The organism is Rhodococcus sp. IC4_135, from assembly GCF_011602025.1.
GTDB lineage: Bacteria > Actinomycetota > Actinomycetes > Mycobacteriales > Mycobacteriaceae > Rhodococcus_F > Rhodococcus_F baikonurensis.
The window spans coordinates 1-25690 of record NZ_JAAOLG010000026.1 but is presented as its reverse complement, the minus strand read 5'-3'; the positions used below and the strand labels follow the sequence as shown (position 1 = coordinate 25690).

Below are 25690 nucleotides of genomic sequence, written 5' to 3'. Positions count from 1 at the left end.
GAAAGGCGATCATGAGTTCGCACGCCCAGGATGTCGCGGCCCGCGCAGTCGGCCTGTCCAAGACCTACGGCACCGGAGATACCCAGGTCCACGCCCTCAGTTCGGTCTCCGCAGATTTTGCCCGCGGTGAGTTCACGGCGATCATGGGCCCGTCCGGCTCCGGCAAGTCGACGCTGATGCATTGCCTCGCCGGTCTGGATTCCGCCAGTTCGGGTTCTGTTCTCATCGGTGACACGGAACTCACGATGCTTTCCGACAAACAGATGACCCAACTGCGACGCGATCGCATCGGTTTCGTTTTCCAGGCTTTCAACCTGGTGCCGACGCTGACTGCGCTCGAGAACATCACGCTGCCGCTCGACATCGCGGGACGCAAAGCGGATCCGACCTGGCTGAACAGCGTCCTGACCAAGCTGGGTCTCGGAGATCGGCTCGATCACCGGCCAGGAGAGCTCTCGGGTGGTCAGCAGCAGCGTGTGGCGTGCGCGCGTGCGCTGGCGGGTCAGCCGGAGATCATCTTCGGCGACGAGCCGACCGGAAACCTCGATTCGAAGTCCTCCGGGGAGGTGCTCTCGATCCTGCGGGCGGCTGTCGACGAGTTCAACCAGACAGTGGTGATCGTGACACACGATCCGCGGGCAGCGGCGTACGCCGATCGGGTGGTATTCCTCGCCGACGGCAAGATCGTCGACGAATTGCGCGAGCCGACGGCGGATTCGGTCCTCGACCGGATGAAGCGTCTGGACGCTCCGCAGGCGGTCGTGAACGTGGAAGCCGGGGCTTGAGCACATGGCTTCGGTAAGTAACTCGCCGATGCGCAAGGTTTCCCTGCGCAACTTGGCGGCACACAAGGTGCGACTTGCGCTGACGGTTCTGTCCGTGGTGCTGGGCACGGCTTTTGTCGCGGGTTCGTTCGTTTTCACCGACACCCTCCAGAAGACTTTCGATTCGATCTTCGAGAACACCGCCCAGGGCGTCGACGTGCGGGTGTCGATGGAAGAGCGCAACACCAGCGGCGTTCCGGTCGAGGATGTCGACAAACTTGCCGCAGTCGACGGTGTCCGAGCGGTAGCTCCGGCCGTCAGCGGACAGATCGTCCTGATCAATGCAGACGGCGGCGCTGTTCAGACCGGCGGCGCGCCGAGTATCGGTCAGTCCTACCTGCCGCCCGGCCAGGCGATCGCCGAACCCGACACCTTCGTCGAAGGCGCGCCTCCGACGCAGACCGGCCAGGTGGCGCTCAACACCAGCGCCGCCGAGCGAGCCGGGCTGAAGGTGGGGGACTCCGCCAAGGTTCTGGCACCGGCCCGCGGAATCGTGGACGTGACGTTGTCCGGCATCTACGAGGGCGCCGGTAGTGACACCGGCGGATTCATCGGCGCGCTCTTCACCGACGAGCAGGCCCGTGGACTCTTCACCGACGGCCAACATGTCGAGTACATCGACGTCGCGGGCAACGGCGTGTCCCAGACGGAACTGCAGCAACGCGTCGAGCAGGTTTTCCCCGATCTCAAGGTGCAGACCGGTGACGAGGTTCGCGAGGAGACCAAGGCCGAGGTCGACTCGGCGCTGAGCTTCATCAACTACTTCCTGTTGGCGTTCGGTGCGATTGCTCTGCTCGTCGGCACGTTCATCATCTACAACACCTTCTCGATGATCGTGGCCCAGCGCCTTCGTGAGCTGGCGCTGCTGCGTGCGATCGGTGCGAGCCGGGCGCAGGTCGGCCGCTCGGTGGTCACCGAGGCGCTCGTGGTCGGACTCATCGGCAGCATCATCGGTCTGCTCGGCGGCATCGGTCTCGCCTACGGATTGCGCAGTCTGCTCAACACGTTCGACGTCGGTCTGCCCGAGGGCCCGCTCCAGGTGGGTGCCCGCACGATCATCGTCGCGTTGGTGGTCGGCGTCGTCGTCACGACGCTCAGCGCTTATGCCCCGGCTCGTCGTGCGTCGAAGATCCCGCCGGTAGCGGCCATGCGTGAGGAGTTCGCCTCGACCGGCGACTCATTGCGGGTGCGGACGCTGATCGGTGCGATTCTCGGCGTGATCGGTGTGGCACTGCTCGTATTCGGCTCTCGCGGTACCGGTGGCGGCGCGGCTCTGATCGTCGGGCTCGGTGCGTTCTCGTTGATCATCGCGGTTCTTCTCGGTGCTCCGGCCCTGTCGCGGCCGATCGTCGGCGCGCTCGGTGCCGTGTTCGCCAAGCCGTTCGGCGCCATCGGGCGGCTGGCTCGTACCAATGCAGTGCGCAATCCCCGCCGTACGGCTGCAACGGCATTCGCGTTGACTCTCGGTCTGATGCTGGTGACGGTCATCGGAGTGTTCGGATCTTCGGCCAAGGCGAGCATCAATGCTCTTGTGGACGTGGGAGTCTCGGCCGACTACATCCTGACCGGCCCCAACGCGATCGGCGTGCCGCGAGGTGCGGCCGACGCAGTCCGACAGGTGCCCGACGTGCAGAGCGTGACGTCGTTGCACGGAGTGCGTGCGAAGGTCGACGGCGAGGACGAGCAGGGCGCTTCGTTCGACGGACCGATCGAAGGCGTGCTCGAGTACAAGATTCTCGAGGGCACGGTCGATCTGACCGGCAACAACATGCTCGTCTCGAAGTCGACTGCGGACGACAAGGGTTGGACTGTGGGCTCGACTCAGACGTTGACCGGTCCCGGCGGCGTCGAGTACCAGACGGTTGTCGCGGGAGTGTTCGAGGACAACCAGCTGATCGGTTCGTGGATCGTCTCGGACGAGGCGTACCGGAAGCTGATGCCGGCGGAGAGCCTGCCGGACTTCGTGGTGCTGGTGAAGGCGCAGCCCGGCGCGGATCTGACCACGCTGCGATCCGAACTCGAAACGGCCACGGAGAAGTACGTCGTCGTCCAGGTGCAGGATCGTGAGGAGTTCAAGGGAACTCAGGGGCAACAGATCAACACGTTGTTGGCGATCCTCTACGGACTGCTTGCACTTGCGGTCGTGATCGCAATCCTGGGCATCATCAACACCTTGGCGCTGTCGGTGGTCGAGCGGCGACGAGAAATCGGAATGCTGCGAGCCGTCGGCATGCAGCGCGGACAGATGCGGCGAACGATCTATCTCGAATCGGTGCTCATTGCGGTATACGGCGCAGCGGTCGGAGTTGTTCTCGGCATCGCGTTCGGTTGGGCCTTCGTGAGCACTCTCGCGGATCAGGGCCTCGACAAGATCACGATCCCGTGGGGTCAGGTTGTCGGGATGCTGATCGGCTCGGGTGTGGTCGGTGTGTTGGCCGCACTGTGGCCGGCCAACCGAGCGGCCAAGACGAAGCCGCTGGAGGCGATTGCAGATATGTAGGGCCTTCGGCCCCCGTGCGCACTTTCGGCAGCGGAAACACCCGAAAGTGCGCACGGTACCGTTGCCACATGAGCACCCTTCAAGAAGTCGGCGAACGTGAATCCTGGCGCTGCTGGCTGTGTGACGAACCGGTCGATCCCGACATGTCCGTCAACGATCCGCGCGGCCCGAGCATCGACAGCATCAACACCGCGAAAAAGGGTGGCAAGACCAAAGGCGGTGTCGAACGCTTGGCGCACCGCGCATGTAACACCAAGAAGGGTGCGGTCAAACCTGTTGTGGAATGGCCGGATCGGTTGTTCGTGGTGGATCCCGCTCCGATCATCGGGGTCGTCGAGCAGCTCGAGCGCAAGGGTGGTCGCGTCGCCGTCGCTCGTTGCCCGGGCAAAGACGATGCCCAGGAAGCGTCGGACTGGTTGATCGACAGGTTGTCGCGACTGGCTCCGTCGCTGAACGTCGAGACGAGCATCGACGCCGCGGGCGGGGGTTACCTGTTGGTCCTCAAAACCGTGTAGGAACTCGGCCCTGAGTGCCGTCTTTCGCGGTACCTGTTCCGCCTCCAGGATCGTCGGGGTACGGTCGAACCGAACATGAATCCGGTTTCGAGTGCGAAGGAATCCCGATGAACCTGGCATTGACCGACGAGGAACTAGCGTTCCGCGACGAGATGCGGACGTTCTTCCGTACGCAAATCCCCGCGGACATCAGGGAGGCGTACGCCCACGGCGAGGAATTGGGGCGCGACCGTATGGTCGAGGCGCAGCAGATCCTCAACGCTCACGGTCTGGCGGTACCGCACTGGCCGGTCGAGTGGGGCGGCAAGGACTGGACCCCGGTCCAGCACAACATCTGGCTCGACGAACTTCAGCTTGCGTCGGTCCCCGAACCGTTGGCGTTCAACGCCAACATGGTCGGTCCGGTCATCGCGGCCTTCGGCTCGCAGGAGCAGAAGGAGAAGTTCCTTCCGGCCACTGCGAACCTCGACATCTGGTGGTGCCAGGGATTCTCCGAGCCCGAGGCCGGCTCCGATCTCGCGTCGCTCAAGACCCGCGCGGTCCGCGACGGCGACGACTGGGTCATCAACGGTCAGAAGACGTGGACGACGCTGGGACAGTACGCCGACTGGATCTTCTGCCTCGTGCGTACCAATCCCGATGCGCCCAAGCGTCAGGCCGGCATCTCGTTCATCCTGGTCGATCTCAAGACGCCTGGCGTCACGGTCCGCCCGATCAAGCTGATCGACGGCGGCTACGAGGTCAACGAAGTGTTCTTCGAGGACGTCCGTGTTCCGGGGGAGAACCTGGTCGGTGAAGAGAACCAGGGCTGGGGCTACGCCAAGTTCCTGCTCGGCAACGAGCGCACCGGTGTCACGCGCGTCGGTTTCTCGAAGGTTCGGCTGGCCCAGGCCAAGGCCCGCGCTGCCGAGGTCAAGGTCGGAAGCGGAACACTGCTCGAAGATCCGCTCTTCGCCGCCCGTCTCGCCGAACTCGAAAACGAACTGCTTGCTCTCGAGCTCACTCAGCTCCGGGTGGTCGCCAGTTCCGCTGACGGCCAGCCGAACCCGGCGTCGTCGCTGCTGAAGCTTCGTGGCTCCGAATTGCAGCAGGCGAGCGTCGAACTGCTGATGGACGTGGCCGGCCCTGATTCACTGCCGTACGACGCGGGCAGCGACATCGCCTCCGCGAGCTGGGCGCAGCACACTGCCCCGACGTACCTGAACTACCGCAAGGTATCCATCTACAGCGGATCGAGCGAAGTGCAGCGAAGCATCATCGCCTCCTCGATCCTCGGATTGTGAGGCGTGGCATGGACTTCGAACTGAACGACGAGCAGAAGCTTCTCCGCGACACCACCAAGGACCTCCTCGCGCGTAGCTACGACGCCGAGAAGCGCAACGCGATCATCGACTCCGATCCAGGGTGGAGCCCGCAGGTCTGGAAGCAGTTGGCCGAGGTCGGCCTGCTTGGCCTGACGTTCTCCGAGGACGACGGCGGCATGGACGCGGGCCCGGTGGAAATCGGCGCGGTCATGACCGAGATCGGTCGACGCTTGGCACCCGAACCGTTACTCGACGCGGTTGTGACGCCGGGCGGGCTCATAGCCGAAGGCGGCAGTGCAGAGCAGCGCTCGTCGATTCTTCCCGGAGTGTCCGAGGGCACCACGTTCCTCGCCTTCGCCGATCAGGAACCCGGAATCCGTTGGCCGGCAACCGAACGGGCCACCGCGGCGGCCCAGGTCGACGGCGGCTGGACCGTCACCGGCATCAAGAATCCGGTCGGGCACGGCGCGACGGCGGACATCCTCGTCGTGAGCGCTGCGCTCCCGGATGGCGGCGTCGGACTGTTCCTCGTCAAGAGTGATGCCTCGGGCTTGGTACGCAAGTCCTACGCCACTCACGACGGTTTGCGCGGGGCGCAGATCGAGTTCACCGATACTCCGGCCGAAGCGCTCGGTGAGGGCGGAGACGCTTCCGCGCTGATCCAGGCCGCACAGATCCGTGAGCAGGCTGCTCTGTGCGCCGAGGCTGTCGGAGCAATGGAAGAGGCGCTGCGTCTGACCACCGAATACCTCAAGACGCGTAAGCAATTCGGTGTTCCGCTCGCAAAGTTCCAGACATTGACGCATCGTGCCGCCGATCTGTACGTCTCGCTCGAGTTGGCGCGCAGCATGAGTCTGTACGCAACGATGTCCCTTGCCGACGGCGTCGTGGATCCGGTGATCGCTTCGCGGGTGAAGTTGCAGATCGGGCGTTCGGCTCGGCTCATCGGTCAAGAGGCCATCCAGATGCACGGTGGTATCGGAATGACCGCCGAATACCCGGTGGGTCATTACGTGAGTCGCCTCGTCGCCATCGAGCACACCCTCGGCAGCACCGAAGACCATCTCCGGGTGTTGGCCGCCGGCGTGGCTGATCACGAGATGGTCAGCGTCGTCTGATCTTTCACGATCGACAGAAGGGTCGCATTCCGTTCGCGGAGTGCGACCCTTCGTCGTTCAGCGGTGAGAGCGTAAGACGTCCAAGCGGAGTCGACGCTGCTCGATGTTGACCGCACTGTCGATGAACGCTTGTTGCCAGCCGGGGTCGCTCGTTCTGGACGCGGCGCTGCGGAGCAGTGGTATCGCCTCGAAAGGGAACCGAGCCTGCACACTTCGCAGGGTGGAGAAGTGGCTGTGCCGCGAGTGGATGCCCAGGTCCTCGCCTGTCGCGGCGTGCTCCAACGCCTCGTTTTCCAAGGCATTCAACAATTTTTCGGCGACGGCCAGCGGCCATGGACGGTCGATGCCGTCGAGGAGTGCGCTGCCGTCGACTCCCAGAAGGTACTCGTCCGCGTGTCCGGCGACTATGTACTCGACGCGCTCGCGTGGGTCGGCGATTGCGACGATTCTCCGGTCGGTCGTGCGCCCGTCCCTCTCCAAGAAGGCCGAAGCCCACGCTGTGTTCTTCTGGAGAACGGTTGCAGCAGTCCATGATTCGATCATCACGTCACGCCATTGTTTCTCGATGGGGATAGTGAGGGCGTCGCGCGGTGAACCGGCCATCGATTCCCACAGCGTCAGCGGAGTTGCAGTGACGACTTGGCGCAGCCACCAGCGCCGGATTCCCTTGTTCTTGTAGTGGACGTCTTCGATGCCGTCACGAAATGCGAGGTCGTCGAGTGAACCGGGCAATCGGACGGCCAGGCGCGGCCGCAGCGGTTTCGTCTCGAGCCGCACCCAGGACCGAGCCCGAGTGACCATGCGAGAGGCGAACGGTGATCGGGGGAGTTGGCGTAGTAGTTGAATTGCGCGCTCACGGACCCGCACGGCTGGATCGTCGAGTGCGCGTTCGAGGAGGGTGTAGTCGTGTTCACCCAGTCCGACGTCGAGATGATCGAGGAAATGCAGGCGGTTTGCCGTGGGCTCGTCGTCCCAGGCGATCTCGAGTTCTTCGCTCGCCAACTCCGGGTCGACCGTACGTATGTAATCGAACCAGGCGGTCCGATCGTCCGGATCGGGCGAGAGCCACAGCTCGTCCCGGCGGGACCCGATCCGCCGGAGCTGGGCCCAGTCCGGATTCTGTTCCGCCAGGTACTGCCCCCGTCGACCGGCGAGGCGAAGGAGCGCCTCGCGGTGCTCGGGATACTTCAACGCGGCTTCCATGAAGAGCGGAACACTGGCCGCTGGCGCGAGGAATCCGTGTCGGTCGGCCAGTGCGAACCATTCCGCGAGAGTCCAGGAACGAACGTGCAACAAGGACTGAAGTTGTTCGATGGCGAGGTCGGGAAGCAGCGGTTGAACCGCTGAAGCAGTCGCTGATGCGCGCGAGTGACCTGCGTGCGCGTCTGATCGCAGGGAGGTCACCCGCCTACGGTATGGCAGGGGTGCGTCGTGCTCGGGCGCAGGGGTCGGGCGCGTGTCGGCAGATTCTGGAACAGTGGTAACCGGCGACCACCAGGAGGCGTGAGATGACAGACGGAACTGACGACGTCTTTGTCGTGGCGTCGGTGACCGAACGCCGAACACTCATCTCCACTCGGGTCAGGGAGTGGTGTGCGGCGGGGACCGTCGAGTCGAACCGGCCGGAGTTGTCCGATGACGTCGCACTGCTGATAGCCGGTGGTTATGCGGACGAGTCGACTCGGTCGATCCTGGCGAACCGTCGCAGTATCGGACGTTCGTTCCCGGAGATCGGCGGCTTCTCGGAGTTGCGTTGTCTCACCGACGAACTTGCCCGCACCAGGCGTCGGCTGCTCGCGACCCGTATCGGCCCGGTTCAGGTTGTCCTCGACCGGCGGGTGCAGGCGCTCGAGAAGCGCGTTCAGTCGATGCGGTCGGCGATCGTGCACTCCAATCGCCACTTCGCGAGCAGCGTCCGTGCCATTCGCAAGGATCGCCGCGACGGACTGCATCTCGATGTGGAGCAACGTGAGGCTCTTTTCGCCGGGCTCACCCGCACCCCGGTCCCAGCCAAGCTGCCGGTGGGTCTCGGCGTCGTGGCCAGTAGCGGAAATGCTGCGCTCGACAAACTTGCCGCCCAGTTCGGGAAAGTTCAGGGAACCGGAGTCATCGCCGATGCCGGAAGACGCATCGCCGAGGTCCTCGACGGACTCGTCGATTCAGAACCCGAAGGACGCGCCGGTGAGTACGACGCCCTGCTCTACCTCGCCGGGAATCTGTTCGACCGGATCGAGAGTTCCAGCGCGTGGCATTCCGACCACTTCGTCATTCAACGCAACCAACTCGATCTGGCCGACGAGATCACCCAGATCGCGGTTGACACCGTCGCGCTGCGTTCGATTCTTGCGGAGTTGGACGATGCGGTTGCACTGGCACGCGACGAGGGGACCCGAGCCGGAATCGCTTCGCGCCGGGAAGCGCTCGGCGCGGTCTGGGACCAGTTGGTCGAGCGCGTTGCGGCCCTCGCGCGGATCGGTGACCTGGTCGCACGGGCCGAGGATCAGCTGAGCTCGCAGCGCGCGGTTGCGCATGCGGCGAGCCTCGACAGCCGGATCGACGACCTACTTGCGCGCTCCGGTTCACGTGAACTTTCGGCTGCAAACACGCACTACGTCGGTGACCAATTCGACGGTGTGGAAGAGCTGATGTTCGCTCACCGGGCAGCGCTTTACGGGGACATTGCACTGCTGACCTCTGGGAACGAGCGTCGGGCGCCGTAGTCAGGCCGTCGTCTGCGCTGTAAGGTCGAAGGTACTGACCGGCCACACGATCGAAGAACAGGCCGGGATTTCGTTCAATGCTCGACCCCGATGCCGATCCGGTGATGCGGGCATACCCGCTCGAGACAGGTCGATCATGGAAGACACCGCAAGCCGCGGCATCAATGCGTTCATTTCCGAAGCTACGCAGCGTGGGGGCAAGGCTGTCCGTCTCACTCACTCGCGTCGCAACCCCGTCGAGGTGACGGGCGCAGACGGCATCAGCCGCATCGTTCGAGTGCGATCGAAGCTCGACGGAGACTGGCAGGCCAGGCGTCAGGACGAGTCGCTCGAGAGTGACGACACCCGCTCCGAGTTCTGGGTGTTCGTCGACCTGGCGGCCGATCCGCACGAGTTCTTCATGCTGCCCTCCAACGAGGTCGCCGACGACATCCGCGCCGAGGTCGATCTGTGGATCATGGACAGCCCCGGACGTAATCGCACCGGCCATCACGCGATTCCGCGTGGGCGCGTGGTGCACGGTCACGATCGCTGGGATGCGTTGGGCCTTGCCGCGGTCAAGGATCCGAGCATTTACGTGGAGGCCCCGGTTGCGACCAAGCGCAAGACGTCGCCGGTTGCCGCGAAGAAGCGTCGCGCCAGCGGTGTCGAGGAGATCGAAGTCGTCGACAATCGCCTCGAGATGACGGCCGATTGCCATGGCTACCGCTGGGTCGGACGTTTCGACGAAACCACCGAGGTCGTGGAGATCATGCGCGGACCGATGGAAGGCCGCCGATTCCCCGATCCGACGGCGGCCGCCAATGCCGTCACCGGTCACATCTCAGGCGACACCGAGAGCCATGACGGCTGGTCGTTTTGGACGATCAACAACACGGCCCTCGGCGCTCATCTCAAAACTGCCTGATCTCAGGCTCCGACCGCCGCCGACACTAGTTCGAGAGTGTCCAGTTCATTCGACGACAGCACGAGATTCGGGGCGTCCAGTAGCGCCGGGAGCTGCTCGGGCCGGCTGACGCTCGCGATCGGTGCCGTGATGCCCGGTCGAGTCAGCAGCCAGGCCAGCGCAACCGTCGAGATCTCGCTCTCGTGGGCCTGCGCGATTGTTGCCAGCTCCGCGACGACGTCGAGTCCGGCGTCGCTGAAGTATCCGGCGGTCAGTCGTTCGCGGGAGCTGCCTTCGATGTCCGCGCGGGTCTTGTACTTTCCGGTGAGGAAGCCGGAAGCGAGAGCGAAGTACGGGAAGACGCTGATGTTGTTGTCGGTGGCGATCTGCGCGAGTTCGGGTTCGTACGACTTGCGGTGTACCAGGTTGTAGTGCGGTTGCAGCGCGATGGGCGCGGCGTAACCGTTCTCTTCGGTGATCCGCAGCCACTCCCGGACTCGGTCGGGGCTGTAGTTGGAGATTCCGAGGTAGCGAACCTTGCCCGCGACGACCAACGCATTGAAGGCTTCGAGAGTTTCCTCGAGCGGAGTCTGGGGGTCGTCGAAATGTGCGTAGTACAGATCGATGCAGTCCGTCTGCAGGCGCCGCAACGAAGCCTCTGCCGCGGCTGCGATGTTGTCTGCCTTCAGCCCCTTGAAATCGGGATGGCTACCCACCTTGGTGGCGACGACGATGTCGTTCTGCAGACCTCGGTCGGTGATCCATTTCCCGATGATCGTTTCGGATTCCCCACCGGAATTGCCGGGAGCCGACGCCGTGTACGAGTCGGAGGTGTCGATGAAGTTTGCACCGGCTTCGGCGAACGAGTCGAGGATCTCGAAGGACGTCTTCTCGTCTGCGGTCCATCCGAAAGGGTTGCCGCCCAAGCTAAGTCGGAAGATGTCGAGGTCCGAATTTCCGATGATCGCCACTGTGTGGAACTCCCGTCGATGAAGGTGGTCGCTGCATCCCGCACCGTACCCTCTCACGGCGCTGGCGATGGCGCGCCCTCGCCAGGTTCGGCGAAAAATGTATCGGATCGTGATTGCCGCCGTCAGCGTTGGGTATGGCCTCAAATACTGAATTCTTCGATGGACTGCTGATAGGAGCGTCCGATGATGATCGTGGACGAAGCCACCCGCGTGGTTCGTGGTTTGGCAGACGCAACGACGACGGTGGCCGGTGCCGTCGGTGGTGGAGTGATCGGTGGAGTGACAGGCGGGATACGCGGAACGGCGGAGGGCGTCCGAGACGGACTTCGTGCGGGTAGTTCCTCGACGCCGACCGCCGTTCTCACGATGGCCGCCGTCGGTGCGGCGGGATTGGTGGAGTGGCCGGTGGTCGTGGCGGTCGGCGGCACGGCCCTGCTACTTCACGAATGGGATCGTAAGAGCGGTCGGCCCGATCGTGAGGTCAAGGCGGTTGGCCGCGCGACCAAGACGGAACCGGCGAAGAAGGAATCGAGCGGAAACTCGCACAAGCCGGCCAGTCGGTCACAGGATCGAACTCACAGTTCTTCGCACACGCAATCCACTCACTGATGTTCACAGCGATGGCCCGGCGAGCGGTGTCGGTGGCAACTTTGCCGCCGCGCCTGGCGTTGTCGGGTCTCGCGTTAATCGGTGGTTCGACGATCCCGCGAACCGCTGTCAGTGACGTGGCGCTGCGGACCGGCACCCTTGCGCTGGCGGGCGTCGGGATGATTCCGGCAGCAGCGGGATCGATCCTTCGTGCCCCGCGAATGCCTGGTTCCGCCTATGTCTCGGCGGCAGCGTCGGCGATCAATTATCAACCCCGCGTGCGTCGGCGAATCGAACAGAGCCTCGGCCGTTCGCTCACCGACTTCGCATTGGAGTCGGCGACGTCGTTCGCGGATGTTGTGACCTATGCGCCTGCATCGCTTGGCGTGGACTTCGGATTGCGGACGATGCTGCTGCGCGAAACTTTGGCAGTGCGCACAGCTCGGCGCGTGTGCTCACTCGAACCCGGAGTTCGCCATTCATCCGTGAGGCATGAACCGAGTGGTCCGGGGGAGCGTTACGCTGACAGGATCGCTGGGGTTCAACTGCTCGCCGGGGCTGCACTCGCGGCTGTGTCTGCCGGCGGTGACACCGTCGCGACGAGCATCAAGGTTTCGGCACCGCGGCCACTTCGGATCTCGCGCGAATCGTTCGCTGCTGGTTTGTCATTCGGTCTGTGGCGGACACACCACGTCGCCGTTTCGGATCCTGCAGCGCTACGCATGCTCGATCGTGTCGACACCGTTCTCGTCGATCCGAGCGTCCTCTTCGACGACGCGCTCCGGGTGTCCGACATACGAGGGGTGGCCGAGTCCGATCGCGTCGCGGTGTGGACACGAGCCAGGAAGGCTCTGAACGACGGAACTGTCGGGGCGGGACGGCATCGCATCGGCGGCGCGGACGTCGTCGTGAGACCGGTGCGAAAAGAGTTGGCGGAAACCCTGATAGGCGAGATACGCACGGCCGGGGTCGCAGCCGTCACGATCGACGACGACGGGCTCGGATCACTCCGAAGTGGATTCGACGAGCTCTATCCGGCGCGGTCGACTCCCGAAGCCGGCCTGCGCGAGGCTCTCTCGGCATTGGTCGCCGAGGGCCGGACAGTTGCGGTCGTGTCGAGTAAGGCGATAGCGGGGCAGGCGGTGCTGCGTATCGGGATTGCGCCACCGAGCGCCGAGCACGTGAGCGCTGACATCCACACCGACTTGGCCGGGGCGTGGCGGGTGGTCCATGCGTTCCGGGCCGCCCGGACAGCGACGAGGCGCGGGGTCGAACTATCTTCGGGTTCTTCGGCATTGGGCGGCTTGATCATGCTTCCGGGAGTTCGAGGGGTTGGGCCGGGGCCGGTCACGGCTGGTTCCGCAGCGGGACTGTGGACGGGATACACCCTGTCCCGATCTGTGATTCAGGCTCCCGTCCCTGTCGGTACTCCGAGCGATACCTGGCATGAGATGGACGGTGATGCTGTCCTTCACGAACTCTCCGAATCCGTCCGACGTACGCCGCGGCGCGCTGACGCCCCTGTGCGGGCGCCCGCACGCTTCAGGTTGATCCGTGACGGATTGTCGGCGTTGCGAACAGAATTGGCCGATCCACTGACGCCGGTGTTGGCAACCGGTTCTGCGGCCAGTGCAGTCCTCGGGTCACCAGTAGATGCGATCCTGGTCGGTTCGGTCTTGGTCGGTAATGCCGCGATGTCCGCCTTTCAACGTCTGCACTCGGAACGCGCAGTGCAGCGACTGTTGCAGATGCAAGAGCCGGTAGCTCGGCGCGTGACGAACGCCGGCACGGTCGAGACAGCGGCCGACGCGTTGGAACTCGGTGACGTCGTGGCCCTCGAGTCCGGGGACATCGTGTCCGCCGATTGTCGTCTGTTGAGCGCCGAATCGCTGGAAGTCGACGAGTCGTCGTTGACGGGGGAGTCTCTGCCCGTCGACAAGCAGACCGACCCGACCCCGGGGATGCCACTGGCCGAGCGAAGGTGCATGGCCTATGCAGGGACAACAGTGCTTGCCGGCTCCGGCCGTGGCGTCGTCACGGCCACCGGAGCCCGAACGGTAACCAGGCGCGCTGATGCCGGCGTGTCCCGATCCGGGCCGGCCGTTGGCCTGTCCAACAGACTGCGCGAGCTCACGAGGGCGACCCTGCCGGCCAGTATCGGCGGCGGAGCGTTGGTGACAGTGGCGGGTCTGATTCGTGGCACCGGTCTGCGCCGCGCAGTCACCGGCGGCGTGGCCGTGGCAGTGGCTGCCGTGCCGGAGGGGCTGCCTCTGGTTGCCACTCTGGCTCAGCAGGCAGCAGCTCGAAGGCTCACTGCAGCAGGCGTACTGGTTCGTGCTCCACGTTCTATCGAAGCGCTCGGCCGTGTCGACGTGGTCTGCTTCGACAAGACTGGAACCCTCAGCGAGAACAAGCTTCGCGTGGCCGCGGTCGAACGCGTCGACGGTTGGGACGAAGGTGAGATCTTGGAAGTTGCGGCGCGCAGTGCCCTGCGACGCCGGGATGATCGGGTATTTCATTCGACGGACGCCGCCGTCGTCGATGCAGCCGAGCAAGCTCTAGGTAATGCTTCGGTGTTCGGTGACGTCGAGGCGGACAATCTCGTTCCGTTCAGGTCGGGGCGGCCGTACTCGGCAGCTCTGCTCGGTAGGCGGATCGCACTCAAAGGTTCGCCGGAGTTCGTGTCCGAAGCAGGACTCGATCCGAATGCTGTGTCGTCGAAGCACGTGCAGAGCATGGCCGGACGTGGACTGCGGGTGGTTGCCGTCGCCCAGCGAGAGTTGTCGGAACACGATGCGCGACGCGCCGGCGAAGACTCGGAGTTTCTCGAACGGTGTTGCTCCGAGGGATTGGAAGCGGTCGGCCTTCTCGGACTCTCGGACACGCTGAGACCCGAATCGACGCAACTTGTTCGAGACCTTCAAGGCAGCGGGCACCAAGTACGCGTGTTGACCGGCGATCATCCGACCACTGCGGCCGCGGTCGCCGCCGAACTGGGGTTGGACGTCGCCCGCGAGGATGTTGTCACCGGTCCGGACTGGGAAAACTTCTCTCGCGCCGAACGACGGGACGCGGTCCGCGGCAGCAGTGTCTTCGCACGCGTGACGCCCGAGCAGAAGGTCGAGATCGTGCAAGCGTTGGAGACCGACGGGCGGGTCTGCGCCATGGTCGGTGACGGCGCGAACGATGCTGCGGCGATCCGAGTGTCCAGTGTGGGAATCGGGGTGGCGTCGACCGACAGCGATCCGGCGCGCGGCGCGGCAGACATCGTGCTCCTCGACGGCCACGTCGGCGGATTGACCGACGCATTGGACGAGGGCAGTCAATTGTGGCGGCGGGTCAGATCAGCGGTGGGGGTTTTGCTAGGAGGCAACGCTGGTGAAGTCGCGTTTGCTTTGATCGGTTCTGCGTTGTCCGGCGAATCACCGCTCAACGCAAGGCAGTTGCTGCTGGTCAATCTGATGACCGACGCCTTGCCTGCTGCTGCGCTCGCGGTGAGCACCCCGTCCGAGAACGGATCCGACAAGTCCGAACAGATGGACACTCATGCGTTGTGGCAGACAATCGCTGTCCGCGGCTGTGCCACGGCAATCGGTGCGATGGCTGCGTGGCTTCTGGCCCGGACGAGCGGCAGGAGGCGGCGAGCGTCGACGGTGGCGTTGGTTGCCCTGGTTGGTGCTCAATTGGGGCAGACGCTGCTCGAATCGCGTAGTCCGCTGGTGGTCGCCACCGTTGCCGGATCCGCTGCGGCGCTGGCCACCCTCGTCAGCACACCGGTGGTGAGCCAATTTCTCGGTTGTACGCCGCTCGGTCCGATCGCGTGGGGCCAAGCAGTGGGCTGTGCATCGGCGGCGACGCTGCTGTCGGCGCTGGCTCCGCGGGTGTTGGAGCGGATCGCCGCACCTGAGGAAAACACGGAAGGTCAGTCGACGATTCGCAAAACCCCGACGCGAACCAGCACGGCGTACACCTCCCGAATCGGGGGAGTCAGCGCTCGCGACAGCGTGGAAATCAGCGAAGCGGAAATCAAAGAAGCGGGAACCGGCGAATCGGACACGCTTGTGAGCGTCGCTGCTGGAAGTGACACGTCGCCGAACTCCCGGGCGACCCGAGATGAATCCTGAGGAATCGTGACATGTCCCAGAACACCGTCGACCGCACGAACCCCGTCGATCACCGCGCCGTAGTGGAATCCGTTCGTTCGGCTCGGAGCTTCGAGTTGGAGCTACCGATCGTCGGTTCCATTCCGGTTCCGCCCCCTGAACAGATCGCCTATTTTGCGGTGATGGGACTGATGGTCGCCTTCGAGATCATCGAGTGGCCCGTGGCAGTCACCATCGCGGCGGGGCATCTGCTCGCAACAGAGCAGCACAATCATGTCCTCGAAGAGATCGGAGAGGCGCTAGAGGGCGTCTGACGCCAGCGCTGCCGGATACAAATCGAGCGACCCCGCAATTCGCGGGGCCGCTCGACGTGCGGAGAAACTTACTGCGCGAGTGCGCGCTTCATGCCGCGTTCGACTGCTGCGATGATCTGCGGACGCAGTTCTGCGGCAGGGACGATCTTATCCACCGAGCCGACCTCTCGGGCCCGCTGGATGTTGTGGATCGCTTCGAATTCGGATGCCACTTCGCCGAGCTTGTCGGAGCGGACGGCGATGCGCTGAGCGTTCAGTTCTACGCGCAGATGTGCCTTCTCCGTGTCGTCCTTGGCTGCTGCCAAGTCTGCCTCCAGTTGCTGCACCTTCGGATCGTTGTTGGTGCGGGTGTTCACCTCACGGGTGAAGACCACTGCGGCGGCGGGGGCGCCGCCGAGTACCGAGGCGAACGAACCTTCGACAGCAAGAACTTCCATGTTGTCGTTGAGCGCACCGGAGAACACGACGAACGCGCCGCCGTGGTAGCGGGAAACGACGCAGAACACGATCGGTCCGTCGAAGTTGACGATGGCGCGGCCGATTTCGGCGCCGTACTCGAGCTGGATGTTACGCAGCGACTCCGGGGAACCGTCGAAGCCTGAGAGGTTGGCCAGCACCACGATCGGACGGTTGCCGCTCGCAGCATTGATCGCGCGGGCAGTCTTCTTCGACGAGTTCGGGAACAGCGTTCCCGACGTCCAGGTGTCGGGACCGTCCGCGGGGAAGTGGCCCTTACGCGGGATCGCGCGGGATTCGATGCCCACCACTGTGACCGGATGTCCGGCGAGGTGCGCGTCCAGAACGACCGAGGTGTCGGCGCCGGCCATGTCGGCCCAACGCTCGAGAACCGAGTGGTCCTGGTCGACCACAGACCGCATCACGGTGCGAATGTCGAAGGGCTTCTTGCGATCCGGGTTCTTCGCCGAGGAGAAGATGTCGCCGACGGTCTCGAAGTCGCTCGACGGGTGGGTGTGCGGGAAGCTGCGCACGTCACGATCGACGGGGTCCGTGGTCGCTGCGCGACGCGGGAACCGTTCGCCGGGAGCGAGATACGAGTGTGCGTAGTGACGGAACAGGATCTCGCACGCCGCAGTGAGGTCGGGGGCCCAGTACTGCGCCTGGCCGTTGGGGCCCATGACGCGGTCGTAACCACCGATACCGAAGTTGTCCTCGGCCGACACACCACCGGAGTAGTCGAGAGACTGCTTGCCGGTCAGCACCATCGCGCTGTCCGGGGTCATCACCAGAATGCCCTTGGTGTGCATCAACATGGTGGCTTCGGCGTTCCAGTAGGGCTGAGCGCCGACGTTGATGCCCGTGACGACGATGTTGATCTCGCCGCCGTTCTGGGTGAAGGTGATGATCCGGCGCAGGCCGCGGGAGACCCAGTCCATGTTTTCGGTGCCACTCTCCATCGAGATGGTGGCACCCGAGGACAGTGCGAACCACTCGACCGGAGCGTTCAACTTCTCGGCCAGGTCGATGGCAGCGACCACGCGTGAGCATTCGGCCTCGGCCACGGTACCGAGCGCCTTGGTGGGGTCACCGAAGAGCGCGACACGAGTCATTCCCTCGGGATAACGCGGCGTCGGAGTGTTCACGAGGCCGACGACGATGCCGGCCTTGTTGAGTCCGTACGGACGCTCGACGGGCGAGAGGACGCCCGCTTCGTCGAAGTCGTGCTCGACGAAGGTGCCCTTGGTACCGGTCAGGAGCGGAATCAGTTCGTACGGGTACACGGTGCCGCGTGCCCGCGAACTCTGGACCTTCTGCGCGTAGGCGTCGAGGGGGAGCAGCGGTTCGGTGGGCGGGCTTGTCTTGTTGATGACCACACCGGCACCTGCGCGATAGGAGAAGCGCAGCGCAACTTCCTTGGGGGCGCCACCCTTTCGGTCCTTCAAGCGGGTGATGAGCGTGATCTCTTCGAGCCCGGCGCCGACGGTCAGTCGGGCTGCGTTCTGAGCGATCACGGAGAAGCGTTCGCTGGGAACGTCTGCGACCGGCCACACGTAGAGCACGACGCGGTTGGCTGCCAGTCGACGCTTGTCGCCGCGCTGGCTCTGCGCACGGCGGATGCCGTCGAGGCAGGCAGCGAGCGTGCGCTCGATGGCCGGGAGTGCAACCATCTGACCTTCGTCGTCCAGTTGCGGTGTCACGTCACGGATTTCCGCGAGGGCGATCAGGCGCTCGTCCTTCGGGTTCTCCTTGGCGGAGAGGTGGAACAGGTAGGTGTTCTCCGGAGCCGGCAGACGCTTTCCGTTGAAGTTCTTCAGGCGCCACATGTCCAGTCGCTGACCCGTGAGCGGGTGCATGTCGCGGATGATGTGATCCTCGACCAGTTCGCCGTCGACCGGGCGGAAGGTGACCCACCTGACCGGATCCCCGTTGGGGTTGCAGATGATCACCGTCGCGCGTCGTGATCGGGTGATCGCCTCGTTGCGGGAGAGTTCGGTGCGCAGCGTCTCGACGAGAGCGTCGCCGTCAGCGGGCTGATTCGGCCAGTCGAGGTAGATGTCGACTACCAGGCCGCGGCCCGACGGAGCGTCCTGCGCGATCGTGGCGACATCGTCGAGAGCCGTTCCGAGAGCGTCGAATTCGGCCACCGTCGAGACCAGATGCAGCCCGTCGCCCTTGAGGTCGAAGTTGCCGGTCACGAAACGGCGGTCGACGTGCTCGAAGACGCGGACGTCTTCGAAGGAGTGGATCTTGTAGTAGCGACGCGTGATGACCTCGAGCAGAGGGCCGCCATCGCGGTTGCCGAGGCCGATCTTTCGACCCAACAGGTCCAGGAGAGGCTCGGGAGTGGCGACGAGGTTGGCGATCCGCTCGTCGAAATCGGCAGCGTCCGGCTGTTCTTCGAGGTAGGCGAGGTTGCCGCGTACTCCGTCGTAGACGTCTTCGCGAACCTTGCGGATGCGCGGCTCGTCGAAGAACCGGAAGCGAAGGTTACGGGCTACGTCTCCGATGACGGGGTAGCGGACCTGCGTCGCGACGATGAGTCGATCGAGGACCTCGTTGAGCTCCTGAGCCGAGCAACCGGGGGCCTTGTCGCCGACCAGCCAGCCTTCGAGAAGTGCTGCAATGACCGGGATCTGGGCTTCCATGCGCTGCAGTGCCAGGAAGAGTCGGTACACCGCTTCCTCGACGGCCTGGCGATCGTCCAGATCGGTGACGTCGTAGTGGCGAAGTGCCCGTTCGAGTCTCGTGCGGAACGACGCCGGCAAACCTTCGCGCTCGGAGTCGAGTGAGTGCAGGAAGGTGTGGAAGTGCTCGCGGGGGCTGTGGACGGATTCGTCCTTCGCCGACTCACCCGAGGTGGGCTTGTTGCGCGAGAGCTCGCAGATGTCGGCGAAGGTGGTCAGCACTGCAAGTTCGGCCTGTACCAGTTCGCGGTCCTCGGACTCGAGCGCGCTACGAAGTGCGTCGTACTCGGCGAGGACTGCGTTCGCGTGCTTGCCGCTGACGTCGTAGCCGCTGATCATCGCGGTCAACGCTTCGAGCTGCGCCAGCGCGTCGCCACGGGTGTCGGAACCGGAAGTTGCTGCCGGAAGATCGAATTCGACGCGCGGAGCCTTTTCGGTGACGGCTTCGTCGCTGACCTGGTCGACGCGCAGGAGCGGTGCGCCGGCATCGACCTGGGAGTTGACGGTAGCGAGGACCTCACGCACCTTGCCCGCGTACGGAGCGCGAACCGCAGTCTCCATTTTCATGGATTCCAGCACGACCAGGGTGGAGCCGGCTTCGACGTCGTCGCCGACCGCGACCGGTACTGCGACCACGACGGCGGGAGCGGGCGCACGGACCACGCCGGCGTCGTCCTGGCTGATCTGGTGGCTGATGCCGTCGACCTCGACGAGATAGCGAGCCGGGCTCACGACGGAAACGACGTGGAAGCGCCGATCACCGATCACCAGACGCGACTCGAAGTCACCGAGACGATCGACGTCGACCTCGATGTCGCCGGCATCTCCGTCGACGCGGTAGCGGTGCGGGCCGATACGCCCGACGGTCAGTTTGTATGCCTGACCTTGATAGTTGAGCTCGACGGTACGGCCGATCGCGTGATTGGCGCGGGGACGGCCGCCACGTGCCGAGGCGAGGAAGGCCGCACGCTCGAGGGACTCCTCGGCGTCGTAAGCATCGATGGCGGTGGCGATCAGTGCGACGTCCGCGCGGCGAGTGGTGCCGGTGAGAGCGCCCGTGCGGTCGAGCCAACCGGTGTCCGCGGATGCCGAGACGACCTCGTCGCGATCGAGTAGATCGAGGAGGAACGACTTGGTGGTGGTGCCGCCGTCGAGTACGACAGTGGTTTCACGGAGGGCGGTACGCAGACGCGCGAGTGCCTCGGAGCGGTTGCGGCCCCACGCGATGACCTTCGCGACCATCGAGTCGTAGTCGGGCGGAATGACGTCGCCCGCGGCGATGCCGGTGTCGACGCGGATGCCCGAGCCGAGCGGAAACTTCAGGAGCTGAACGGTGCCGGGCGCCGGCGCGAAATCGTTGTCGGCGTCCTCCGCGTTGAGACGAGCCTCGACGGCATGGCCGAACGCGGGCGGGCAGTCGCCGACCAATTCGTCACCGCTGGCGACGAGGATCTGCAGCTTGACGAGGTCGATTCCGGTGGTGACCTCGGTGATCGGGTGCTCGACCTGCAGACGGGTGTTGACCTCGAGGAACGTGAACAGCTTGTTCTCGGGCTGGTAGAGGTATTCGACCGTGCCTGCGCCCTGGTACCCGGCTGCCTTGACCAGTTCGGCGGACACCTTCTTGAGGTGGTCCGACTGTTCTTCGGTCAGCACGGGGGAGGCGGATTCTTCGATGACCTTCTGGTTGCGACGCTGAATCGAGCAGTCGCGAACGCCCGGAGCCCAGACATTGCCGTGGTTGTCGGCGATGACCTGTACCTCGACGTGGCGTGCATCGGTGACGAGGCGTTCGAGGAAGACGACGGGGTCGCCGAAGGACCGCTCTGCTTCGCCCTGCGTGCGCTCGAGTGCAACTTCGAGTTCGTCCTCGGCCCAGACCTTGCGGATACCGCGTCCGCCGCCGCCGCTTCGGGCCTTGATGATCAGGGGATATCCGATGGACTGAGCATGACGACGAGCGTCGGCGCGCGTTTCGACCGGCCCGCCGCTCCACGGAGCGACAGGTACGCCGACCTTCTCGGCCAGGATCTTGGCGGCAACCTTGTCGCCGAGCAGGCGCATCGCGTCGGCGCTCGGGCCGATGAACGTGATGCCCAGTTTCGCGACGATCTCCGCGAAGGCGGGATCCTCGGCCACGAAGCCCCAGCCGACCCAGACTGCGTCGGCCTTGGCTGCGAGGAGTGCTCGCTCGAGTTCGGCGTAGTCGAGGTACGGGCTACCGGTGCCGGTGCTGCGCAGGGTCACGCCCTCGTCGGCCTGGCGGACGAACATGGCGCGGCGCTCGGCCTCTGTGTGCAGTGCAATGACGCGAATGCCGTAGTCGTGTTCGGCGTTCAGTTCGCGTACAGCCCTGATCAGCCGGACCGCGGCCTCACCTCGATTGACCACTGCGATTCGTTTGAACATTGTCACTGCCACCGTCCTTGATGAGATTCTTCGTCACGTACGTTGCGATATGAGCCGACCGTGTCCCACATACCCGGATTACCTGGTTCGTGAACTACGCCGCGATGCGCTGTGTTTCCCCCGGTTGCGCGTCGGCAAGTGATTGCCCATCCGGTTCGTAGAGTCCCCTGCGCTCAGGCACGGCGTGCCTTGTGTGCCACCCTGCAGGCGTGGACTCAGAACCGCTCCAATCACGAATCAGCAACATATTATGTCTGCTTCCAGGGAATCCCTGGTTTATCTAAGAATGCAGTATGTCGACGCTCATGTCACCTGGGCGAATTGAAGAATATTAGTCAACGTGAACCACGGTTACACCTATGGCGTTAAATCACTGTGGCGCAATAGGATTGGGCTCTGTGATACGGATCACGATGGTAATGAAATTGGCAAGGAAGTGAATACCCACTGGTAACAAAATCGCGTATTCGGAGAATTCTCCCGATTGCTCGATTATTACTGATCGGTACTACTGGCGAGTATTTTTTACGTCCTGTCGGACCGTATTCGAGAAATCGCCTTCGATGGTCGCGATGTGCTGTGCGATCGCGTCGAGTCCTCCGGAAGAGAGCTGCAATGCGTTGCCGAGAGCAAGGGAAGTCCGCTTGAAGTGCTCCACAAGGGGTTCGTATTTCGTGACCAGTCTCAGTCTGTCGGTCTCGTTCAGGTACTTCACGCTTCCCGCGTTGTCGACGAAGTCGCTGAACTTCACGAGGAACACCGCGGGATCCTCGATCGCGCGGATGACGTGATCCTGGTAGCCGGTGGTGTTGTCGTGCGGGTAGTCGATTGGATTGGTCACTGCCTCAACAAGTTCGGAGATTCTGTGGCTGAAGTGCGAGGCGATAAGTGTTGACGCACGTTCTTGCGCCTCGGATGCGGACATGTCGTCCGCAGTCTGGCCACCGAGGAGCGCGATGACGGCGTGTGGTCGGTCCTCGACCGTGTCGTGAAGTGCGGTTGCGCTCAGGATCTCGACGTCGGAGCATCCGTACCGAAGCAGCCGCAACACATTTCGAAGGGGATGAACGATGTAGGGATCCTCGTTGGATTTGATCCCGTTCTTTCTGAGCTGATCGAGATGCGCGAGGGTCGCGACCTCCATGGCGAGCCGCAGGATTTCCCCCGGGATCGCCAGCTCGTCGACGGCGCTCTCGATGGCGAAGACCAGCGTCGCAGCGTCCATCTCCTTCAGGGGTAACTGTTCGAATGCAGATCTGATCGGGTCGGAGTTGCTCATGCCAAATAGCCTTCCGGTTGGTGAGGCGTCGCGACGAATGTCCTGGTGCGGATCTGCAATCGAGTCCTGATTGACGCCGGAAACACGGGCCGAGGTCAGAATCATCTTGATTCTATCCGGAGACTACGACAGCAAGTGTTCTTAGCGTTGTAGTCGAGGTGGACGGGGAGTTTCGTTCGCTTCCATCACTGGCAGACATGGGTAGGAAGAGGTTCGATGACCACGGAGGCGACCCTGGCGTCGTTTGTCGAGACGGTTGACACGGATGTCGATACTCATCCACTGGACGACCCTGTGCGACAAGGACTTCGCGGACATCATGCGCAATTCGCTCGCTGGGCAGGGAGAGTTGCGCGATACGACCCGACAGTCGCTCCGTTTGTCGGTCATCCGCCCGAGTTGGACGCCGAAGACTGGGAGAACCTACTCACACTCGTAGGTCCAGGCGGCACAGTAGGTTTACGAGGATTTGATCATCACCCGCCGGAAGGGTGGCGCGTTGTGGATCAGTTCGGCTCGGTCCAGATGGACGGGTCCGCACTCGAAGTCTCCGTTGATCCGTCGGTCGAACTTCTCGGAACGGGTGACGTTCCCGAAATTCTGGCATTGATCGAGCGCACCAAGCCCGGACCGTTTCTTCCTCGTACCGTCGAGATGGGCAGCTACTACGGCATTCGCGTCGACGGAAGACTTGTTGCCATGGCGGGGGAGCGGCTGCACCCTCCGGGATGGACGGAAATCAGTGCGGTGTGCACTGACAGCGACTTCCGGGGTCGAGGCCTGGGTACGACGCTGATCCGTGCCGTCGCTGCCGGGATTCGCGAGCGCGGCGAGCTGCCGTTTCTCCATGCAGTGCAATCGAATACGAATGCGATCAGACTCTACGAATCACTGGGGTTCGTTCTCCGGAAGAGATCCAGGTTGACTGCGGTGCAGGCGCCTGCCTGATCAAATTCTCGCCGACGCCTGTGTTTCGGGCTCTCGGCCACTAGTCTGAACAAATGACAGTCGATCAGGCGTTGGACAGTGATTTCCTCACTCTTGCCGATCCGTACCGCCGCGAGTTGCTGGCGCACTGCTATCGCATGATGGGGTCGATTCACGACGCCGAAGACCAGGTCCAGGAGACGTTCATCCGGGCCTGGCGCGGGTTCGACGGCTACAAAGGCCAGTCGTCGCTCAGGACCTGGCTCTACCGCATCGCGACGAATACCTGCCTGACCGCGCTGGAGGGGAGATCGAGGCGTCCACTCCCGACCGGCCTCGGCGCACCTAGTTCGGACCCGGCCGACGATTTGATCGAGCGCAACGAGATTGCCTGGTTGGAACCGATCGCGGATTCTGCGTTGGGCGACGTCAATGATCCCGCCGTCATGGTCGTCAATCGCGATTCGGTCAGGCTCGCGCTTGTTGCCGCTTTGCAGCACTTGTCCGCGCGCCAACGTGCGGTTCTCGTCCTGCGCGACGTTCTGCAGTGGAAGGCATCGGAAGTTGCGGAGGCCCTCGACACCACAACCACTGCGGTCAACAGCCTGCTGCAGCGGGCTCGCGCGCAGATCAATCACATCGGGCCCACTGAGGACGATCTCGTGGAACCGACTACCGAGGCTGCCCGGAATTTGCTTCGCGACTACGTGCACAGCTTCGAGAGCTACGACGTCGAGGCCATCGTTGAGCTGTTCACGCGTGAAGCCATCTGGGAGATGCCTCCGTTCGAGGGTTGGTACCAGGGACCCGAGGCGATCGGGCAGCTCATCGGAACCAAATGCCCGGCCGACGGACCAGGAGCGATGCGTCTACTTCCGACCGCCGCCAACGGCCAGCCGGCGTTCGGCCTCTACATGCGCGAGCCCGATGGGGTTCACCGTGCTTTCCAGTTGCACGTTCTCGATGTCACCGAGTCCGGGATCTCGCACGTGACGTGTTTCTTCGATCTGAGTCTGTTCGCGCGGTTCGGATTGCCTGCAGAGCTGTAGGGGAAGGGAGTTGCGCGAGCCCTCCGGTACGGAGGACCCGCGCAGCTACTCGTTACGGCTGTTGCTCTGCGTTACTGCTGAGGAACAGTCGCAGCCGGGTCCATCCACATGACCTCCCAGACGTGATTGTCGAGGTCGCGGAATGCGCGTCCGTACATGAAGCCGTGATCCTGGGGCTCCATCCACTTACTACCGCCGGCAGCAATCGCCGCATCGACGAAAGTGTCGACTTCCTCCCTGCTGCCGGCCGACACACACATCAGTGCTTCACGAGCTTTCGACGTGTCACAGATGTCGTCGGCGATGAAGTCCCCGAATCGCGGTTCGTTCAGGAACATGACGGTGGCGGAATCACTGACGATCATCGAGACGGTGTTCTCGTCACTGAACATGTCGTTGAACTCGAAGCCGAGCCCGCTGAAGAATGCCCGGGTAGCGGCGACGTCCTTGACCGGCATGTTGACGAAGAGAAGACGAGACATGGGTGCTCCTTGAAGTCGGTTGACTGATTACTGAACGCTTCGGTTCCTGTTGGTTCCTGCTCATACAGACCGCAGTGGGCGCAGAAAGTCATCGCGAGAAGCAAAAATTCGAGAAAAGTATCGGCTGTTAACCCGCGTCAGTGCTCTGACCTGGCGATTTGGTGTTGTGTTGATCTTCGCGTAACTTTGTCCAGGTCAGAGCGACACGGACACCGACTCCCACCTGCGAGGGTGAGTGACACGAGGTTGTACGAAGTGCCTGGCGAACACAATCCAGTTCGATTTCGACGGGGTTCCGGTTTGCGCCGGTGACTTGGTTGGGATAGGCTGGAAAAGTTGCCCCGGAGCGGCGGCCCTAGGGTCGTGGTGATGGTGTGTGCGTGTTCTTTGAGAACTCAACAGTGTGTCGATGAATGTCAGTGCCAAAATTAATTTGGTACTTCACATCCGCGAATGATCAACCGCCTCTTGGGGTTTGGTTGGTTTGTGTGTGGTGTGAGTATTTTTCGTCGGTGATTGTTCATTCTTCCGTCTGAATGGTTGCCGACACATTTTTTG

At 63.5% G+C, this 25690-nt stretch carries 17 protein-coding genes; 12 read left to right on the top strand and 5 right to left on the bottom strand.

Translation table 11 applies throughout. The features are described 5' to 3' along the window. Positions 1-11: 11 nt before the first annotated feature. From G8767_RS28615 to G8767_RS28595, 5 genes are all read left to right on the top strand, one after another. A complete protein-coding gene (locus G8767_RS28615; protein ID WP_166813189.1) occupies positions 12-785 on the top strand; it encodes an ABC transporter ATP-binding protein in 774 nt (257 codons plus the stop codon). Positions 786-789: 4 nt separating this feature from the next. Further along, entirely contained in the window at positions 790-3324 is a 2535-nt protein-coding gene (locus tag G8767_RS28610; protein WP_166813187.1) for an FtsX-like permease family protein, read from the top strand. 68 nt (positions 3325-3392) lie between these two features. After that, entirely contained in the window at positions 3393-3839 is a 447-nt protein-coding gene (locus G8767_RS28605; RefSeq protein WP_020970172.1) for a hypothetical protein, read from the top strand. A 107-nt stretch (positions 3840-3946) separates the two neighbouring features. Then, the gene (locus tag G8767_RS28600) at positions 3947-5122 is read left to right on the top strand and encodes an acyl-CoA dehydrogenase family protein (protein ID WP_113683125.1); all 1176 of its coding nucleotides are present in this window, start codon (positions 3947-3949) and stop codon (positions 5120-5122) included. Positions 5123-5130: 8 nt separating this feature from the next. Next, positions 5131-6261, top strand: coding sequence for an acyl-CoA dehydrogenase family protein (locus G8767_RS28595; protein WP_095972857.1), 1131 nt, complete (start codon positions 5131-5133; stop codon positions 6259-6261). A 57-nt stretch (positions 6262-6318) separates the two neighbouring features. Here G8767_RS28595 and G8767_RS28590 read toward each other — a convergent pair whose 3' ends face one another. Further along, complete coding sequence (locus tag G8767_RS28590) at positions 6319-7665, bottom strand: DUF5691 domain-containing protein (protein ID WP_166813185.1); 1347 nt, start codon at positions 7663-7665, stop codon at positions 6319-6321. A gap of 104 nt (positions 7666-7769) precedes the next feature. Between G8767_RS28590 and G8767_RS28585 the strand changes: the two genes are divergently transcribed. Together G8767_RS28585 and G8767_RS28580 are read left to right on the top strand one after the other, a co-directional pair. Beyond that, a complete protein-coding gene (locus G8767_RS28585; RefSeq protein WP_166813183.1) occupies positions 7770-8981 on the top strand; it encodes a hypothetical protein in 1212 nt (403 codons plus the stop codon). Positions 8982-9117: 136 nt separating this feature from the next. After that, positions 9118-9888, top strand: coding sequence for a hypothetical protein (locus tag G8767_RS28580; RefSeq protein ID WP_095972854.1), 771 nt, complete (start codon positions 9118-9120; stop codon positions 9886-9888). 2 nt (positions 9889-9890) lie between these two features. Here the strand turns inward: G8767_RS28580 and G8767_RS28575 are convergent, their stop codons facing one another. After that, entirely contained in the window at positions 9891-10838 is a 948-nt protein-coding gene (locus G8767_RS28575) for an aldo/keto reductase (RefSeq protein ID WP_166813181.1), read from the bottom strand. 183 nt (positions 10839-11021) lie between these two features. Between G8767_RS28575 and G8767_RS28570 the strand changes: the two genes are divergently transcribed. The 3 genes from G8767_RS28570 to G8767_RS28560 are packed head-to-tail and all read left to right on the top strand — an operon-like array spanning position 11022 to position 15843. Continuing rightward, a complete protein-coding gene (locus G8767_RS28570; protein ID WP_166813179.1) occupies positions 11022-11447 on the top strand; it encodes a hypothetical protein in 426 nt (141 codons plus the stop codon). Beyond that, entirely contained in the window at positions 11447-15550 is a 4104-nt protein-coding gene (locus tag G8767_RS28565; RefSeq protein WP_166813177.1) for a cation-translocating P-type ATPase, read from the top strand. Before G8767_RS28570 ends, G8767_RS28565 begins: the two co-directional genes overlap by 1 nt. 11 nt (positions 15551-15561) lie before the next feature. Further along, positions 15562-15843 (top strand): hypothetical protein, encoded by a 282-nt coding sequence (locus G8767_RS28560; RefSeq protein WP_095972850.1) that lies wholly within the window; start codon positions 15562-15564, stop codon positions 15841-15843. A 68-nt stretch (positions 15844-15911) separates the two neighbouring features. On the opposite strand, the gene G8767_RS28555 is transcribed toward G8767_RS28560, so the two are convergent. Together G8767_RS28555 and G8767_RS28550 are read right to left on the bottom strand one after the other, a co-directional pair. Further along, positions 15912-21395 carry a carboxyl transferase domain-containing protein gene (locus G8767_RS28555; protein WP_166813227.1) on the bottom strand — a complete coding sequence of 1828 codons (5484 nt, stop codon included), beginning with the start codon at positions 21393-21395 and terminating at the stop codon, positions 15912-15914. 508 nt (positions 21396-21903) lie between these two features. Next, positions 21904-22674, bottom strand: a complete 771-nt coding sequence (locus G8767_RS28550) for a hypothetical protein (protein WP_240952893.1) — start codon at positions 22672-22674, stop codon at positions 21904-21906. 216 nt (positions 22675-22890) lie between these two features. Between G8767_RS28550 and G8767_RS28545 the strand changes: the two genes are divergently transcribed. Next, complete coding sequence (locus G8767_RS28545; RefSeq protein WP_124569881.1) at positions 22891-23622, top strand: GNAT family N-acetyltransferase; 732 nt, start codon at positions 22891-22893, stop codon at positions 23620-23622. Between the two features lie 53 nt (positions 23623-23675). Continuing rightward, positions 23676-24650 (top strand): sigma-70 family RNA polymerase sigma factor, encoded by a 975-nt coding sequence (locus G8767_RS28540; RefSeq protein WP_166813173.1) that lies wholly within the window; start codon positions 23676-23678, stop codon positions 24648-24650. Between the two features lie 71 nt (positions 24651-24721). Here G8767_RS28540 and G8767_RS28535 read toward each other — a convergent pair whose 3' ends face one another. Beyond that, on the bottom strand, positions 24722-25132 hold the full coding sequence (locus G8767_RS28535) for a VOC family protein (protein ID WP_095972845.1): 411 nt from the start codon (positions 25130-25132) through the stop codon (positions 24722-24724). Between the last annotated feature and the right edge of the window lie 558 nt (positions 25133-25690).

Excerpts from the sequence above, each read along its gene's own strand:
- G8767_RS28610 (WP_166813187.1), top strand. The coding sequence starts at position 790 with ATGGCTTCGGTAAGTAACTCGCCGATGCGCAAGGTTTCCCTGCGCAAC.
- G8767_RS28555 (WP_166813227.1), bottom strand. The coding sequence starts at position 21,395 with ATGTTCAAACGAATCGCAGTGGTCAATCGAGGTGAGGCCGCGGTCCGG.
- G8767_RS28535 (WP_095972845.1), bottom strand. The coding sequence starts at position 25,132 with ATGTCTCGTCTTCTCTTCGTCAACATGCCGGTCAAGGACGTCGCCGCT.
- G8767_RS28585 (WP_166813183.1), top strand. The coding sequence starts at position 7,770 with ATGACAGACGGAACTGACGACGTCTTTGTCGTGGCGTCGGTGACCGAA.
- G8767_RS28600 (WP_113683125.1), top strand. The coding sequence starts at position 3,947 with ATGAACCTGGCATTGACCGACGAGGAACTAGCGTTCCGCGACGAGATG.
- G8767_RS28545 (WP_124569881.1), top strand. The coding sequence starts at position 22,891 with ATGACCACGGAGGCGACCCTGGCGTCGTTTGTCGAGACGGTTGACACG.
- G8767_RS28565 (WP_166813177.1), top strand. The coding sequence starts at position 11,447 with ATGTTCACAGCGATGGCCCGGCGAGCGGTGTCGGTGGCAACTTTGCCG.
- G8767_RS28550 (WP_240952893.1), bottom strand. The coding sequence starts at position 22,674 with ATGAGCAACTCCGACCCGATCAGATCTGCATTCGAACAGTTACCCCTG.
- G8767_RS28605 (WP_020970172.1), top strand. The coding sequence starts at position 3,393 with ATGAGCACCCTTCAAGAAGTCGGCGAACGTGAATCCTGGCGCTGCTGG.
- G8767_RS28540 (WP_166813173.1), top strand. The coding sequence starts at position 23,676 with ATGACAGTCGATCAGGCGTTGGACAGTGATTTCCTCACTCTTGCCGAT.
- G8767_RS28570 (WP_166813179.1), top strand. The coding sequence starts at position 11,022 with ATGATGATCGTGGACGAAGCCACCCGCGTGGTTCGTGGTTTGGCAGAC.
- G8767_RS28580 (WP_095972854.1), top strand. The coding sequence starts at position 9,118 with ATGGAAGACACCGCAAGCCGCGGCATCAATGCGTTCATTTCCGAAGCT.
- G8767_RS28595 (WP_095972857.1), top strand. The coding sequence starts at position 5,131 with ATGGACTTCGAACTGAACGACGAGCAGAAGCTTCTCCGCGACACCACC.
- G8767_RS28615 (WP_166813189.1), top strand. The coding sequence starts at position 12 with ATGAGTTCGCACGCCCAGGATGTCGCGGCCCGCGCAGTCGGCCTGTCC.
- G8767_RS28560 (WP_095972850.1), top strand. The coding sequence starts at position 15,562 with ATGTCCCAGAACACCGTCGACCGCACGAACCCCGTCGATCACCGCGCC.